This window comes from Thiohalophilus sp. (assembly GCF_046483665.1).
Lineage (GTDB): Bacteria > Pseudomonadota > Gammaproteobacteria > UBA6429 > Thiohalophilaceae > Thiohalophilus.
This window is the reverse complement of record NZ_JAWOCR010000021.1, coordinates 157065-173022: the sequence shown is the minus strand read 5'-3', so window position 1 is coordinate 173022 and position 15958 is coordinate 157065. Positions and strand designations below refer to the sequence as shown.

The 15958-nt window shown below is 56.1% G+C and carries 14 protein-coding genes, 2 tRNA genes and 1 pseudogene; 4 read left to right on the top strand and 13 right to left on the bottom strand.

All coding sequences use genetic code 11. The features are described 5' to 3' along the window. Nucleotides 1–204 (top strand): annotated as a pseudogene (locus tag R6U90_RS06060) (hypothetical protein); the annotation flags it as partial. 60 nt (nucleotides 205–264) lie between these two features. Here R6U90_RS06060 and R6U90_RS06055 read toward each other — a convergent pair. From R6U90_RS06055 to R6U90_RS06040, 4 genes are all read right to left on the bottom strand, one after another. Next, nucleotides 265–3375 carry an efflux RND transporter permease subunit gene (locus tag R6U90_RS06055; RefSeq protein WP_410351767.1) on the bottom strand — a complete coding sequence of 1037 codons (3111 nt, stop codon included), beginning with the start codon at nucleotides 3373–3375 and terminating at the stop codon, nucleotides 265–267. Then, nucleotides 3372–4817, bottom strand: a complete 1446-nt coding sequence (locus R6U90_RS06050; protein WP_410351766.1) for a TolC family protein — start codon at nucleotides 4815–4817, stop codon at nucleotides 3372–3374. Before R6U90_RS06050 ends, R6U90_RS06055 begins: the two co-directional genes overlap by 4 nt. Further along, nucleotides 4814–5467 carry a TetR family transcriptional regulator gene (locus R6U90_RS06045; RefSeq protein ID WP_410351765.1) on the bottom strand — a complete coding sequence of 218 codons (654 nt, stop codon included), beginning with the start codon at nucleotides 5465–5467 and terminating at the stop codon, nucleotides 4814–4816. The genes R6U90_RS06050 and R6U90_RS06045 overlap by 4 nt, the downstream gene beginning before the upstream one ends. A gap of 218 nt (nucleotides 5468–5685) precedes the next feature. Beyond that, on the bottom strand, nucleotides 5686–5886 hold the full coding sequence (locus tag R6U90_RS06040; protein WP_410351764.1) for a hypothetical protein: 201 nt from the start codon (nucleotides 5884–5886) through the stop codon (nucleotides 5686–5688). Nucleotides 5887–6215: 329 nt separating this feature from the next. On the opposite strand from R6U90_RS06040, the gene R6U90_RS06035 reads away from it, so the two are divergent. Beyond that, the gene (locus R6U90_RS06035) at nucleotides 6216–6377 is read left to right on the top strand and encodes a DsrE family protein (RefSeq protein ID WP_410351763.1); all 162 of its coding nucleotides are present in this window, start codon (nucleotides 6216–6218) and stop codon (nucleotides 6375–6377) included. 56 nt (nucleotides 6378–6433) lie between these two features. Here the strand turns inward: R6U90_RS06035 and R6U90_RS06030 are convergent. From R6U90_RS06030 to gltX, 5 genes are all read right to left on the bottom strand, one after another. Next, nucleotides 6434–6510 (bottom strand) — tRNA-Glu (locus R6U90_RS06030). Nucleotides 6511–6523: 13 nt separating this feature from the next. Beyond that, the gene (locus R6U90_RS06025) at nucleotides 6524–6718 is read right to left on the bottom strand and encodes a hypothetical protein (protein WP_410351762.1); all 195 of its coding nucleotides are present in this window, start codon (nucleotides 6716–6718) and stop codon (nucleotides 6524–6526) included. 21 nt (nucleotides 6719–6739) lie between these two features. Further along, nucleotides 6740–6815: transfer RNA gene (locus R6U90_RS06020), tRNA-Ala, on the bottom strand. Nucleotides 6816–6939: 124 nt separating this feature from the next. Then, complete coding sequence (locus R6U90_RS06015) at nucleotides 6940–8637, bottom strand: glutamine--tRNA ligase/YqeY domain fusion protein (RefSeq protein ID WP_410351761.1); 1698 nt, start codon at nucleotides 8635–8637, stop codon at nucleotides 6940–6942. Nucleotides 8638–8669: 32 nt separating this feature from the next. Continuing rightward, on the bottom strand, nucleotides 8670–10082 hold the full coding sequence (gltX, locus tag R6U90_RS06010; RefSeq protein ID WP_410351760.1) for a glutamate--tRNA ligase: 1413 nt from the start codon (nucleotides 10080–10082) through the stop codon (nucleotides 8670–8672). 359 nt (nucleotides 10083–10441) lie between these two features. Between gltX and crp the strand changes: the two genes are divergently transcribed. Continuing rightward, the gene (crp, locus tag R6U90_RS06005) at nucleotides 10442–11122 is read left to right on the top strand and encodes a cAMP-activated global transcriptional regulator CRP (protein WP_410351759.1); all 681 of its coding nucleotides are present in this window, start codon (nucleotides 10442–10444) and stop codon (nucleotides 11120–11122) included. Between the two features lie 28 nt (nucleotides 11123–11150). Here crp and R6U90_RS06000 read toward each other — a convergent pair whose 3' ends face one another. The 4 genes from R6U90_RS06000 to R6U90_RS05985 all read right to left on the bottom strand — a co-directional run bounded on the left by R6U90_RS06000 (nucleotide 11151) and on the right by R6U90_RS05985 (nucleotide 13966). Next, a complete protein-coding gene (locus R6U90_RS06000; protein WP_410351758.1) occupies nucleotides 11151–11321 on the bottom strand; it encodes an STAS domain-containing protein in 171 nt (56 codons plus the stop codon). A 462-nt stretch (nucleotides 11322–11783) separates the two neighbouring features. Continuing rightward, entirely contained in the window at nucleotides 11784–12500 is a 717-nt protein-coding gene (gene dnaQ, locus R6U90_RS05995; protein WP_410351757.1) for a DNA polymerase III subunit epsilon, read from the bottom strand. Nucleotides 12501–12675: 175 nt separating this feature from the next. After that, a complete protein-coding gene (rnhA, locus tag R6U90_RS05990; RefSeq protein WP_410351756.1) occupies nucleotides 12676–13149 on the bottom strand; it encodes a ribonuclease HI in 474 nt (157 codons plus the stop codon). Next, complete coding sequence (locus R6U90_RS05985; protein WP_410351755.1) at nucleotides 13133–13966, bottom strand: class I SAM-dependent methyltransferase; 834 nt, start codon at nucleotides 13964–13966, stop codon at nucleotides 13133–13135. Before R6U90_RS05985 ends, rnhA begins: the two co-directional genes overlap by 17 nt. A 167-nt stretch (nucleotides 13967–14133) precedes the next feature. Here R6U90_RS05985 and R6U90_RS05980 point away from each other — a divergent pair, with 167 nt between their 5' ends. Beyond that, nucleotides 14134–15756 (top strand): LysM peptidoglycan-binding domain-containing protein, encoded by a 1623-nt coding sequence (locus tag R6U90_RS05980; RefSeq protein ID WP_410351754.1) that lies wholly within the window; start codon nucleotides 14134–14136, stop codon nucleotides 15754–15756. The last annotated feature ends 202 nt before the right edge of the window (nucleotides 15757–15958 follow it).

Genomic DNA, 15958 nt, shown 5'->3' with positions numbered 1-15958 from the left:
GGGTTCAACGGAATCAAAATGGCCATGATCGCGCGTAACACCAATAATTACACCATATCCTCCTTGCGCAGCAGCAAACTGCGCCGCGCCTCCGACACTCCCATGATCAACGGTAAACCGCTGACCACCGAAGCCATCACGCTCAAGGATCAGGATGTCATCGAACTGGCCGGCACCCAGATGAAGTTTTTCTATATTGAGTAAAAACAATCCGCGAATTAACGCGAAAAACGCAAATAAATTATGACCTGAATAAGTTTGCGTTTATTGGCGTGCATTCGCGGATTTTCTGAATATCCCTATCAGACCCGCCTTGACCCGCGTCGCGGCCACAAACGCTGCCGGGATGGTCAGCAAGGTGACCAGTGTAGCAAACGCCAGTCCCCAGGAGAGCGCCAGAGCCATTGGGGCCACAAAGGGATCGGCCCCCCCCCAGCCGTAGGCGGTCGGTAACAGCCCGAGCACCGTGGTAGCAGCGGTCAGAATCACTGCCCGCAGACGCCGATTCCCGGCCTGCATTACTGCCTCGTAGACATCGTGGCCTTCTTCCAGCGCTCGCTGGATAAATACCACCATAATCAGCGAGCTGTTAACCACCACCCCGGTCAGGGCAACCATGCCCAGAGTTGAGAAAAACGACAGAGGCATCTCTTGCCAGAACAGATCGTGCAGCAGGAAACTGATCACGATTCCCACTACTCCGAACGGAATCGCCATCATTACCAGTAGCGGATAACCCAGATTGTTGAACTGAATTGCGAGAATAAAGAAAATGCCGATCAGAGCGACCACGAAAGCCATACCCAGATCCTTGAACGACTCCTGATTTTTCTCGTTTTCGCCCCCATAGACCACCCTGACCTTGTCTGCATCCTGGCCCAGCCATTGCGCTTTCCCCTCTTCCACGGCCTGGTTGACCTCCAGACTGGTGGTCTGTTTACTGTCGATATTGGCAACCACGGTAACCGCCCTGACACCCTGCTTGTGCCGAATTGTGGTATAGCCTTCGTGCTCATCGAGTTTGGCGAGCCAGTTCAACGGCACCATGCCGCCGGTGCGATTGGGGATTTCCAGCTGCATCAATCTGCCCACGGGATCGTCTCGATCACGCGGCAGCCGGATAGTAATATCGACCTCCTCGGTTCCCTTTCGCGTGGTAGTTACCCGCAAACCATCGACTGCCGCTCGCACATGACTGGCGATAGTCGCCAGATTGATCCCCGCATAGGCTGCCCGGACCCGGTCCACCCGCACATGCAGCTCCGGATCGCCCGGTTGCAGTCCGCTTTCAATGGTAGTAATCCCTGGCAGGGTTTTCACGTAATCCATCAGACGCTGGGCTACCGCTTCATTAATGTCGTTGTTATTACTGGAAATTTCTACCTCCAGCGCCCTGCCGGTGGGCGGACCGTGCTTGATCTCGCCCAGGGATATTTGCAATTCCGGGAATTTTTCCGTCAACAGCGACTCAAAGCGACGCATGTCCTCCAGCACGTCATGCTCTTCGCGCAGTACCGCGGGAATATAATTGACCCGGATCTGTCCGAAACGACTGCCACGCTGCATCAGAGGATCGTTGGCATCCAGGGCAATCTGTCCGGTGGAAATGATCGTCGTCTCCAGATAGTCCGGGTTGGTCCCCTCGCGGACGATTTCATCAATGGTGCGCATCTGTTTGCGCATTTCCTCCAGACTGGTACCGGCCGGGGCCGTCACCCTCACAATGTATTCATCCACATCCACCGGCGGGAACAGCTGGAACTTGAGGACATTGATGGCGGCAAACAGGCTCAGAGCCAGTGCCGCAACGGAGATCAACAAGGTGATCCAGTGATGCCGTATCGCCTTGTCCAGTATCCAGGCATAGGCATTTTGCAGACTCACCACCCAGCGTCGCTCAGCGGGATGTTTTTTACTGTTAGTTACATGAGCAACGTGACTGGGCAGGATCAAGAAGGACTCCAGCCAGGAGAAAACCAGCAGGGCAATCACTACGGTCGGGATGGCAACAATAAACTTGCCAATAACCCCGCTCATGAACAGCATTGGCATGAACGCCGTGATCGTGGTCAGAATGGTCGCCGTTACCGGTCCAATCAGTTCCCTGGCACCGACGACCGCCGCTTCGTTGGGCGACAGGCCCTGCTCCATGTGATAGGTAATATTTTCACCGATGATGATGGCATCATCTACCAGCATTCCCAGTACCATGATAAAACCAAGCATGGAGACCAGGTTTAATGTGATACCGGATAGATAGAGCACATACAGCCCGGTCAGAAAGACAATCGGGATACCCCAGGTGGTGGTCAATGCCACCGAGGGGCGTAAAAACATGATTAGCGAAAGAAAGACCAGTACCAGCCCGACCTGGGCATTATTGGTCAGCACTCCCAGTCGGACGTTGGCGAAATAGGAAAAATCCTGAAAGGTTTCGATCCGGATATCGTCACCATAACGCTCGGGGACTGTCGCCAGATAGGCTTTGATTCGATCCACTGCCTCGATAATATCGGCCTCACCCTTTTTCATCACAATCACATTCAGCGCCGGGGTACCACTGACATCATAATAGATATTGGCCTCCTCCAGTGACTCAGTCACCTCGGCGATATCCCGCAGACGAATGCCCTCACCCTGCTCGTTGGCCCGCAGCACCAGCTCACTGATATCCTCCGTGCGCTGATATTCGCCGACAATGCGAATGGCTCGTTGGCCCTCCGGGGTATCCAGATCACCGCCGGGCGCGTTGACGTTCCAGTTCTCCAGCACCTCGGCCAGCTCGCCAATGGAGATACGATGCTCGCGTAACTTGTCGGGCCGGACCACTACCTGCAGCTCGGCGCGGCGATCACCCTGGATCTGCGCCCGCGCGATGCCATCGATGTTCAACAGATCGTCTTCGATGTCATCCACCAGGCGTTTCAGCGCCACCTCGTCGCGTGGCGCGGAGATCGCCAGCTGGATGATCGGAATCATCTTGCCGTCCACCTCCAGTACCACAGGCTCCTCAGGCATATCGCCAGGCAAGGTGGCGCGATCCACCGCCAGTTGCACATCACTGACGATGCGATCCCGGTTTGTTGCATCCGGATCCACTTCCAGATTAATACGCCCCGATCCGGGAAAGGCAATAGAGGTCATGGTGTCAATACCGTCGAGCGAGCGCAGCTCCTGCTCGATCGGCGTGATAATGATGCGTTCGATCTCCTCGGGGGAGGAGCCGGGATAGACGATCTCGATCTGCACTTTGTCGAGATTGACATTGGGAAAGGCTTCGCGGTTGATATTGGCAATCGCGATAATCCCCAGCACGATCAAAAACACTGAGACCAGATGGACCACCAGACTGCGTTCTACCAGAAACCGGATCATGGCAATTCCCCGGGATTCATCCCGCTATCCAGGGCGGCCCAGAAGCTGCCGTGCAGAATTTGCAGAGCACTGAGCCGACGCGCCAACTCCACCTCCAGTTCGGCCAGCGTCAGGCGAGCCTCATTGCGTTCATTATCAAACTGGATCAACCGATCAGTCTGTTCCCGCCCCTGACGATAACGCTGCATGGCCTCACGGTATTTATCCTGTTCGCTTTGCAGACGACCTCGCGCGCTATCAAGCGCACGACGCGTGGCACGGATCTCCTGGACCAGGCTGGCGACACCATAGCGCAGCTCATCGCGAGCCCGGCGAATCTCTTCCATAGCAATGGTGCGATCCAGTTGGGCCTGGCGGACTTCGGCATCCAGCCCCTGCTTGTTCAATGATTCGCGATATTCAACGCGAATCTGACCGGCCATATCTTCTTCACTGACACTGCCGTTGGTGGCATCGCCGCTGCGGGTGCGGGTCCCGACCGAGAAGACCAGATCCAGCTGGTCCTTGCGTTGATCGCGACTGCGGCGCAGCACTGTTTCGGTCACTTCCAGGCGGGCCCGGTTTTGCTGCAGGGGCGGATAATGCACTTCGGCCTGCCCGATCAGGGCCTCCACTTCATAATCGCTCAATGTTGTCTCTAACTGAACAGCACTGCGGTAACGGCGCTGCCAGGGTGCGCCCATCAGACGGTTGAGCGCGATACGCTGTTGTTCCAGAGCCATTTCCAGCCGTTGCCGGGCGGTCTGCTGGGCACGTACCTGGGCCTGAACCTGCAGAGTATCCTTTTTCTCGGCCAGCCCCAGTTCACGCCGTTCGGCGATGTACGCCTGCAGGCGGCGCGCGTTCTCCACGCCTTCGCCGGCGCTGGCCAGTCGCGCCTCGGTCAGCGCTTTGGCGTAAAACAGATCGAGGGCCTGATTGGCGATCTCGTTACGCAAAGCCCGGGCCGCGGCACGTTCGGCTTCAACCCCGGCCTGTGCGCCAGTCAGACTTTCGCTGTAGAGTGGATTGTCCTCGCCCTGGCGTAGCGGGATGCGATAATTGAGATCCAGTTCAGTGGCATGCGAAGGGTTCGGAAACCGGGGATTGACCGTGAACGAGCTGTCTTCATAGGTATAATTGCCACTGATCCCGACTCGATGTCCCGATTCCAGTTGCCGTTCGAGGGAGAGGTTCACATCGGCACGATCGGTCGGTGTTCCGAATACCGAAACATCATGTGCTACTCCGGCGTTACCGGCCAGCTCCCAGCCCAGCCGGCTATGGACCCGGGCAATTTCCTGGCGCGAACGCTGTACCTGCAGGCGCGCCACTTCCAGGCTGGGATACTGCTGCAGAATATTCTCCACCACCCGTTCAAAACCCAGCGTCGGTTGTGCGGCCTGTCCTGCCGGCAGACCCAGAACCAGCAGCAACGCGCCGAGCATGCCACGCGAATTCATGGCATCTCCTTGCGCAGGCCGTTGAGAAACAGATCCAGATGCTGCTGCAAATAGATTTGCTCATCCATCGGGAACGCCTGATCGTAGGGCTGCAGGGAGTGACGCCAGATAGCCAGCAAGACCATCGGTGACATCAACAGGCGCGTCGCATACTCGGGATCGACCTGGCGAAACTCGCCTTGCTCGATCCCCTTTTCGATGACCTTGCTGAAAACCCCGCGCACCCGTTGTATGACATTGTCTACAAAAAACTGGGCTGTCTGCGGAAAATTGGCCGATTCGGCAATGATCAGCTTGGGGATACCACAGACCCGGGTCGTACTGACCGATTGCCACCAGTTCATCACCAGTTGCTCGAGTAATTCACCCTGACTGCCCTGATGCTGCTGCGCCAGCAGTTCGCTGCGCTCGACCTGGGGAATCACTACCTCGCGAACCACGGCCTCGAATAACGCCTCCTTGCTGTCAAAATAAAGATAGACCGTTCCTTTGGAAACACCGGCCCGATGAGCTACATCCTCCAGCCGGGTGGCGGCAAAACCGTGTTCCACAAACAATTCCAGGGCCGAGGCCACAATCTCACCGGGGCGGGCCGCCTTGCGGCGCTGATGGCTGGTGCTATCTGATTGTTTTATTGGACTTTTTGTCATCTTCAAGGGCGTTTACTGACTGACTGGTCAGTTAGTATAGGAGGCTGCTGAATAAATGCAAGAGCCGATGGAGCGCTACAGGCATCAGAATGCCGAGTGTAACCCAGATCCCCCTGTTCGACGCGCGAATAGCCTGTAGTTAAGCCAGCCCTTCAGGGCTAAACCAACCAGGAAGTTAACAGAACAAACAGGAGAACCGTATGTTACCCAGGCCCGTTTTAGGTCTCTGCAATATTGTAGTTGTTGCCGGCCTCAGTTTTCAGGCTGTAGCAGAGCAGGATCACCATCCACGCAATAATTACGACTGTCCCGACGACTATTCCGCTCAGACCTGCGTGATGAGCAACGGTACTGTGGTGGAGGATCCGAATCTGACCATCGATGAGGAGTCCGGCGCAGGCTCCGAAGCCATCACTCATTGCCTCTCCATCGCAAACACACCAAGGTACTGATTGCCATCACCGCCCCCCCCCCTCCCCGCCCCAGGACAAGAACGGTATCGCCCAGACTCAACGAGTGCGTTTTCTCTTTAACATCGAGTACATGCGCGAGAATTATGAAGTCACGCATAACATGAAGATCGGTGAAGATGTGAAAGTGAACACCGTGGCCAGTAACTCCGGCGCCTGGTTAATGACCACCTATCACCCGGCCTGGATGCGCGATAGCGACGACGGCAGTACTGACTGCCCGATGAGCCCCCTCGCCGGTAAAACCAGCGCCAATCCCTTCAGGAAGCTCGTCGAACGTGCACAGAATTATGTGCGTCAAGTTTTATCTGTGCCAGATGGCCTCGCAAATGCCGGGGATCAAAAAGGCGAACAAGATCGACGGCGTCACCTTCGTGCCGGGTGGACACATCGCCGTCGCGGATTTCCAGATGGATGGGTACGCATTGATCGATCTGTGATCGGGAGAATCAAGTGAAACAAAAAAGCCCGCTTACGCGGGCTTTTTTGTTGGATATGGCGTCCCCAAGGGGATTCGAACCCCTGTTGCCGCCGTGAAAGGGCGGTGTCCTAGGCCAACTAGACGATGGGGACGAAAAACGTGGTGTTATTCGTCGTCAGGGCGTGACAGCTGTGACATGACAGTGCCCGCCAATAATACTACAAATCCGACTGGCACGACGCCGAGCCACTGAATGCCCGCGCTGTCCTGATCGACAATCATCGCACCGAAGCCCGCGATCATACCCACTACTATCAGTATGATCCCGAGGTACACAGCAAGGCGTCCGGCCAGTTTCACGCGTCACCTCGCTGTGGTCTCTGGTGGAGCTAGGCGGGATCGAACCGCCGACCTCTTGCATGCCATGCAAGCGCTCTCCCAGCTGAGCTATAGCCCCGAAAATCGAGAGCGCGCAATTTACGATAGCGGCCCTGGCATGTCAATCATTTGCCTGTGATTTTTCCGTGATCCCGTCAGATTTCAGGTATTTGCGGAATCTTTCGCCATTCTTGCCAGGGATTTCAGCCAGCGGCCGATTTCTGCTCGATTTTCGCCCAGGTATCCCGCAGGGTGACCGTACGATTGAACACTGGCAGGCCACCCTCGCGGTTTTGCGGATCCCGGCAGAAATACCCCTCACGTTCGAACTGGAACACCTCACCGGCTTGCACCTCGCCCAGGCTGGCTTCCACCAGACTGGTGGTTAGTGTACGCAGGGAATCGGGATTGAGGTGCGCGGTCCAAGGCTGGCCATCTCTGGCACTGTCCGGATTGGGGTGACTGAAGAGCCGATCGTAAAGCCGAATCTCGGCCACAATTGCATCGGCGGCATTGACCCAGTGGATCACCCCCTTGACCTTGCGCCCCTCGGGGTTAGCGCCCAGGGTGTCGGGATCATAACTGCAATGCAATTCGATAATCTCCCCATGGGCGTCCTTGATCACCTCATCGCAACGAATCACATAGGCGTTGCGCAACCGCACTTCCCCGCCACTGACCAGGCGCTTGAATTTTTTGTTGGGGGCCACTTCCATAAAATCCTCTCGATCAATCCAGACCTCGCGACTGAAGCTGATCTGGCGGCTCCCCATGGCCTCGTTCTGCGGATGGTTGGGCGCATTCAGTTGTTCGCTCTGCTCTTCGGGATAATTGGTAATGATGACCTTGAGCGGATGCAAGACGGCCATACGCCGCGGGGCCTCCTGATTGAGATCCTCGCGGATGCTGTTCTCCAGCACCCCCATCTCAACGAAGTTGTCCGACTTGGTCACGCCGATACGCTCGCAGAAATCACGCAGCGCAGCCGGGGTGTAACCACGACGACGCAGGCCGGCGATGGTCGGCATGCGCGGATCGTCCCAGCCTTCCACAAATCCCTGTTCCACCAGTTCGGTCAACTTGCGCTTGCTGGTCATCGTATGTTCCAGCGTCAGGCGGGAGAATTCGATCTGTTGCGGATGGGACGGTGTCTGCAAGGTATCCAGAAACCAGTCATACAAGGGACGATGATCTTCGAACTCCAGAGTGCAGAGCGAATGGGTAATCCCCTCGATGGCATCAGACAGGCAGTGGGTAAAATCATACATCGGATAGATGCACCATTCTTCGCCGGTCTGGTGATGAATCACGCCGTGGCGAATGCGATAAATAGTCGGATCACGCAGATTGATGTTGGGTGAGGCCATATCGATTTTGGCACGCAGGACTTTTTCGCCGTCCTGAAACTCACCGGCGCGCATGCGCGCAAACAAATCGAGATTCTCCTCGACGCTACGCTCGCGATAGGGACTGTTCCTGCCCGGCTCGGTCAGGGTGCCACGATATTCGCGGATCTGTTCGGCATTGAGATCGCACACATACGCCTTGCCCTGTTTGATCAGCTGTACGGCATAATCATGCAATTGTTCAAAATAGTTTGAGGCGTACAGCAGCTCATTCCATTCATAGCCCAGCCATTGCACATCCTGCTTGATCGATTCAACAAACTCGATATTTTCCTTGTGCGGATTGGTATCATCGAAACGCAGATTACAGGTGCCATTATAATCCTCGGCAATACCGAAGTTCAGCACGATTGATTTGGCATGGCCGATATGCAGATAGCCATTGGGCTCGGGCGGAAAACGGGTCGCGACACGCCCCCCGTGCTTACCCGCGGCCCGATCGGCCTCGATGATCTGGCGAATAAAATTACCGGCTTTGGTTGTATTGCTGCTCATAAGAAGTTGCGTCCGTGAGTGGCAGGCTTAATTTATTGTGCGCTGCGCTGACGGATATAGTCCAGCGCCATATCGATGCGACGCAAACAGGATTCGCGTCCGATCAGGTAGACAGTCAGATCCAGCGAGGGCGATGGCGCGCCTCCGGTCACAGCCACGCGTAACGGCATGCCCACCTTGCCCATTTTCAGGTCCAGCTCTTCAGCCGTGCTGTGAATGACGGTATGAATCGCGTCCTGTTCCCAGGGTTCCAGCACTGTCAGCTTGTCGCGAATCCGTCGCAGTGGCTCGGCCGCGGCACTCTTGAGTTGTTTGCTGGCGACTTTTTCGTCATAGCCGTCCAGGTCACGGTAGAAAAACTGGCAAATATCCGCCAGTTCCTTCAGCGTTTGCGCCCGCTCGCGCTGGGCCTCGACCACCGCGACGATATCCGGCCCTTTGCTGGGATCGATATCCAGTTTGCCCAGGTGGTAACCAAGTTGATAGGCAATATAATTCGGATCGCAGCTTTTCAGGTATTGCTGATTCAGCCACAGCAACTTGCTGATATTAATGCTGGAAGCGGAGTTGTTGACCTCGGAAAGATCGAACAGCTGCACCATCTCATCCAGAGAAAAGATTTCCTGATCACCATGTGACCAGCCCAGGCGGACCAGATAATTAAGCAGCGCTTCGGGGAGATAGCCTTCCTCGCGATACTGGATCACGCTGACCGACTCACCGTGTACCCGTTTAGAGAGTTTGGCGCCATCCTCGGCCAGAATCATGGGCAGATGGGCATAGATCGGCACGGGCGCTTCCAGAGCCTTGAGAATATTTGCCTGACGCGGGGTATTATTGAGATGATCGTCGCCACGAATCACATGGCTGATTTGCATATCAAGATCATCGACTACCACGGTCAGATTGTAGGTCGGCGCGCCATCGGAACGACGAATGATCAGATCATCCAGCTCGGCATTTTGCACCGTTACGCGCCCCCGGATCAGATCGTCAATCACGATCTGTCCTTCCAGCGGGTTTTTAAACCGTATCACATGCGGCTCCTGCGCACTGACCTGACGATGGCGACAATGCCCGTCGTAGCGGGGCTTTTCCTTGCGCGCCATCTGCGCCTCGCGCAATTCATCCAGGCGTTCACGGCTGCAGCTGCAGCGATAGGCATGCCCTTCGCTCAGTAAACGTTCGATGATTTCGTTATACCGCTCGAAGCGCTCGGTCTGGTAAAACGGTCCCTCGTCATATTCCAGGCCCAGCCAGGTCATGCCCTCGAGAATAGCATTGACCGACTCGGCGGTAGAGCGCTCCAGATCGGTGTCCTCTATGCGCAACACAAAGCGGCCTCCGTGTTTGCGGGCGTACAGCCAGGAAAACAGCGCGGTGCGCGCTCCGCCGATATGCAGATAACCAGTAGGGCTGGGGGCAAAACGGGTACGAATGGACATGAAAATCAAATCCTTGAAAAATAAGTCATACTGCAGCTGTCAGGAGGAGTATTGTACTCGTCACGCGGCAAAAATGCAGTCCTCGCAGTGCATTGGCAGACGACAGGTTGCAACGCTTTGTGAGTTCCCGATCCGGCCTGAAACGTCTCTGAAAGCCGTCTATTTTCCTAAAGTCTGCGCGACACAGACCGACTAACCTGATGAATAGCGTATTTAACTGCCTGTCAGTGACAGTGACAATCACCACTCCAGAGGCAGGGAATCATTCGGAGAATGCTCATGGAAGTAATAAATTATCGTTTATCTCATGTAAATACACTCAACATCATCACCAGCCTCCTGACTCAGCGAGAAAGGCAATGACGATTGTGCTGGACGATGATCAGCAGGCCGTCACCTGTGAGATCAACCCTCGCTCCATGGCGCAGTTTCTGGAACACTGCACGCATTACAACTTGCCGAAAAAAAGCATCGTGGTACGCGCCGGCGATCCGGGTGACACCCTCTACTACATTATCGAAGGCTCGGTTAGCGTCATGCTGGAAGATGGCGGGGAAGATAGCCATGAAATCGTACTTGCCTATCTCAACAGCGGGGATTTTATCGGGGAGATGGGGCTGTTCTATCGCGTCAAGAATCGTACAGCCCTGGTACGCACCCGTACCCCTTGCCAGCTGGCCCGAATCACCTACGACGAACTGAATCGCCTGTTCGATAACGAACTTCAGGAGGCCCAGCCCGATATTCTTAAAGCGGTGGGGCTTCAGCTGTCACAACGTCTGATCACCACCAACCGGAAAGTCAGTCAGCTGGCTTTCATGGATGTGACCGGCCGCATTGCCCGCACACTGCTGGATATGTGTTCCCATCCCGAGGCCATGTCCCATCCCGCAGGTACCCAGATCCACGTCTCTCGCCAGGAACTGGCCAGGATTGTCGGGTGTTCACGCGAGATGGCCGGCCGGGTACTGAAAAGTCTGGCCGAACAAAAAATGATCGAAGTACAGGGGATGGATATCGTCGTGTATCACGAGCGTTGAAAGGAGCGACGCTGAGTTCAACCATCTGTCACTGGAGGTTAAAAAGACGCTCAAATCGCGACAGTTCAAGAATCTGGCGCACCTGGCGCGACGCTCCACGCAGTGTCACCTGCGCCCCTTCAGCACCCGCCTGTTCGCGTAACCAGAGCAACAATCCCAGCGCTGCGCTGTCCAGCTGTTTAGTCCGGCCTGGATCCACCTCGTAGCACTGGACCTGTTCATGGGGTCAAATGCGTCTCTGAACGCCTTGTGCAAATCATAATCAAAATCCCCTTCGAGCCTGATAATCCGGGTTTTACCATCATCACTCAGTTCGGAACGCGCTGCCATATCAACCCCTTGCGGCCCTTCAGGTTATCCCGGCCTTTGAAAATACGGGCCCTCATAACGGCGCTTTGCAATTTTTAGCGGACAAAAAAATCCCCGCTCACTGGCGGGGAAACTGAATTTGCGCAATTCCTGCGCAGGGGGAGGAAACACAACAATCAATACAACAAAACATCGCTCTCTCACTTTGTCCGGAACAACGATTCTCTCCGGGCTTGATAAGTATGTCGGCAGTCGGGGGGATTGACTTTAAACTTTTTGCGCCATCCAACTGGTTGTTTTTAAATCTGAAACCCGAAGCACCGCCCGCCCGGCCAGGTTACGGGTTACGTACTCAGGGCTCGAGACGGCGCCACAGACATTGACCGTCGCTGGCCCCGTCGATGGCTTCCAGGCGGGCCTGATGAGCGCGCAGCTCATCCTCGCTGGCGGACAGGATTTTCAGCGGGGGGCGATCCGCCGCCAGCGGGCGGCGCGCTTCGGACCGGTCAGCTGTCTCCCTGCTACCCCGCCTCTCCAGTGACAGCGTCACCTGACCGCCGGTCATGGCCAGATAGACTTCCGCCAGGATCTCGGCATCGAGCAGGGCCCCATGCAGCTCACGCGAGGAATTATCGATGGAATAACGCTTGCACAGGGCATCGAGATTGTTTTTCTGCCCGGGATGTAGCTGGCGCGCCATCACCAGCGTATCGATGATTCGACAGAAATTGTCGACCGGCTGGCTCCCCTCCGCCAGGCGCCGGAGTTCGTGGTTGATAAAACCCACGTCGAACGGGGCATTGTGGATAATCAGCTCAGCACCCCGGATAAAATTGACAAAATCCGCGGCCACTTCGGTAAAACGGGGTTTGTCGGACAGAAACTCGGGGGTAATACCGTGGACTTCGATTGCCCCCTCATCAATCGCCCGGTCGGGATTGATGTACTGATGATAACGATTATTGGTCAAACGCCGGTTGACCAGCTCGACACATCCGATTTCGATGATCCGATGCCCCTGGGACGGTTCCAGGCCGGTGGTTTCCGTGTCGAGGACGATCTGTCGCATAAATCAGGTTCTAGTATCTAGGGGCCAGGTCCTAGGATCCTAACCGGAAAATTCAGTAACGAATAAAGCAAGTGCCATTTTCACGAGGGTATCCCATTCCCTTCTCAAATTCACGCATTGCGCAACGTATCACCCCATCCCTAGGGGCTAGCCCCTAGCCCCTAGCCCCTAGCCCCTAGCCCCTAGAATCTAGCCCCTGGGAAGACATGCGAAGCATGTCGTCAATCCCCTGGTTGGCCAGCTCATCGGCAATCTCGTTTTCGTCATGGCCACTGTGACCCTTGACCCAGTGCCAGTGCACCTTCGGATGCTTTTGCACCGCCGCGTCCAGGCGTTGCCAGAGATCGATGTTTTTGACCGGTTTTTTAGAGGCGGTTTTCCAGCCGCGTTTTTTCCAGCTTGCCAACCATTCGCTGATGCCTTTCTGGACATAGGTCGAGTCCGTCGTCAAATGCACTTCACAGGGTCGGGAAAGGCTCTCCAGTGCCTGGATGGCGGCCATCAATTCCATGCGGTTGTTGGTGGTCTGCAGCTCGCCGCCGTGTAGCCGTTTTTCATGGCCATTATAACGCAGCAAGGCACCCCAGCCGCCCGGCCCGGGATTGCCGCGGCAGGCGCCATCGGTAAAAGCTTCAACGATCTGGCTCAAAACGGGCTCCTTTTTGTTGTCTTTCATTATTCATTGGTTTTACCAGGCCACTCACAGCGATGCGTCGCCGCGCTCGCCAGCGTGGTCGGATCGGTGTCAGGGTAACCACCCGTTTGCGCGCCACCAGCAGGTAACCGCCGCCCAAAAAAGGCCACAAACGAGACCCGACCCGCTCCAGAAACGCCAGCCGTTGCATCAGGCGCGACCGCTGCCAGGGAGGCCGGTAGAAATAGCGACGCTGTTGCACCACATCAAACCCGAGCAGGGCCAGCCAGTCCTTGAGTCGGGTGAGAGTCATAAAATGGCCACACCAGGGCAACTGGCCTTTGCCGCCGCGCAACAGACTGGCCAGCCCCCACAGGCTGAGGGGGTTGAAACCCAGTATGGCCATATGCCCCTGGGGGATCAGACTGCGTCCCACCTCCCGCAGGACGGTATGCGGGTCGTTTGAAAACTCCAGCACGTGGGATAACACCACGACATCCAGGCTGTCGGGGGTAAACGGTAAGGCGGTGGGCTGCAGACACAATACGCGCTCATCCTGCTCTGCGGCGCGGCTGTCGGGGTCGAGCCGGGTACGCATGCGGTGGTTGACCCGGCTGGACCGCAAAACTGCCTCGTCTGCGGGGCTGCCCAGATGCAGCAGATGATAGCCAAACAGATTCACCAGCTCCGTATCCAGCTGCTGTTGCTCCTGCTCGGCCAGCAAACGCCCCAGGCGGGTGGCATACCATTGTTCGAGCCGGATCCCGACCTGTTCCCCTCCCGGACAACGATGGAATCGGCGCGGGTCGTTTTTTTGACGGCGTAGTTTCATAATTTCCTGATCTAGGACCGATTCACCCCTGGTACCAGTATGCCTGCTCTGCGCGGTGGGGGGAATCTCGCCGCCGTTGATAAAGCTTGACCACCTGGTTCACAGTTTTTACTATCTGTATTCACTATAGTCTGTCGTCAACTCATCAAAGAATTGATAATAACAACATGCGCATACTGATCGTTGTTTTGCTGACGGCGGCCATGAGCGGCTGCGCCCTGCCCTCATCCACCTCTGGCGACGTGCAAATCGAACCCACCGCGCCCCCCCCGGAACATGTCTCGATGGTTGTGGGTGATGCACCGTTTCCGCTGTTGATGCGCGATGAAACAGTCTATTCCCTGCTGTCGGACGAACCGGCCCCAGCCCCGGATATCTGGCAACGAATTCGTGATGGTTTTGAGCTGACGGACGTCGACCATTCGCGCGTCGAACAACAACTCAGCTGGTATGCCCGCCATCCCGAATATATGAAGCGGGTTGCACAACGTGCCCGCCCCTATTTGCATTATATCGTGGAAACGCTTGAGCAGTATGATCTGCCACTGGAGATCGCCCTGCTGCCGATCGTCGAAAGCGCTTTTCAACCGTTTGCCTACTCCCATGGGCGGGCTTCGGGCATCTGGCAATTCATTCCTGCAACCGGCCGTCTGTATGGATTGAAGCAGAACTGGTGGTACGACGGTCGCCGCGATATTTATGCTTCAACCGAAGCGGCCGCCAAATTTCTCAAGCGCATGCATGACTATTATGACGGTGACTGGATGCACGCGCTGGCTTCCTATAACTCCGGGATTGGCAACGTTAATCGCGCCATTCGTCGTAACAAGGCTCGCAACCGCCCGACTGATTTTTTCTCGCTGAATCTGCCGCGTGAGACCGAAGCTTATGTACCCAAGCTGCTGGCCCTGAAAAAGCTGATTGCCGCACCTCAGGAATACGGCCTTTACCTCGATCCGATTCCCAATCAGCCCTACTTTACCCGGGTCGATATTCAGGGGCAGATCGATCTGGCCAAAGCCGCCGAGCTGGCCGAACTGGAGCTGGATGAACTCTATCGACTCAACCCCAGCTACAATCGCTGGGCGACAGCGCCTGACGGTCCGCATTATCTGCTCCTGCCCATCGAGTCAGTCGCGAAGTTTGAAAAGCGTCTGGCCGGGCTGGACCGTGACCAGATGGTCACCTGGCAACGCCATCGCATTCGCCAGGGTGACACCCTGAGCGGTATCGCCGGTCAATACAACACCAGTATCAACACCATCAAACGCATCAACCGGCTACGCGGCAACCTGCTGCGGGTAGGACAAAGTCTGATGATACCGGTAGCCAGCCAGCAACCGGAACGTTACCGACTCAGCCAGGCCCAGCGCACCCAGCGCCTGCAAAACCGCCCGCGTCAGGGCAACAAGATTACCCATATGGTGCGCTCTGGTGATACCTTCTGGCAACTGGCGCAACGTCACGGGGTCAGCGTTCGGGCCCTGGCGGCCTGGAATGCGATGGCCCCCGGCGACCCGCTGCGACCCGGGCAAAGCCTGATTATCTGGTCACAGTTGCGTGACCAGGCCGCACGGGACCCGGACCAGATTGCCCTGCCGGCCCAACGCAGCCTGACCAAGCGTATCGGCTACCGGGTACGTCGGGGTGACTCCCTGGCCCGCATCTCACAAAAATTCCGCGTCAGCATCGGCCAGTTGCGCAAATGGAACAACCTGCCCGAAGGCAAATACCTCCAGCCGGGGCAACGGCTGACCCTGTATGTCGATGTCATGCAGACATCCAGCTAACCTTTCCGATTTAATAAAATTCACCGCAGAGACGTTTATGCCCATTGCGTGAGTGCAAAGTACGCAAAGTAAAATGTCATTCTATCCGCTAATAAACGCCAATTAACGCAAATAAAATTCATGAATTCATTCGCGTTAATTCGCGTGCATTTGCGGACCTATAATCGAATCAGGCGCGCTCTGAACACACACAACGCGCATA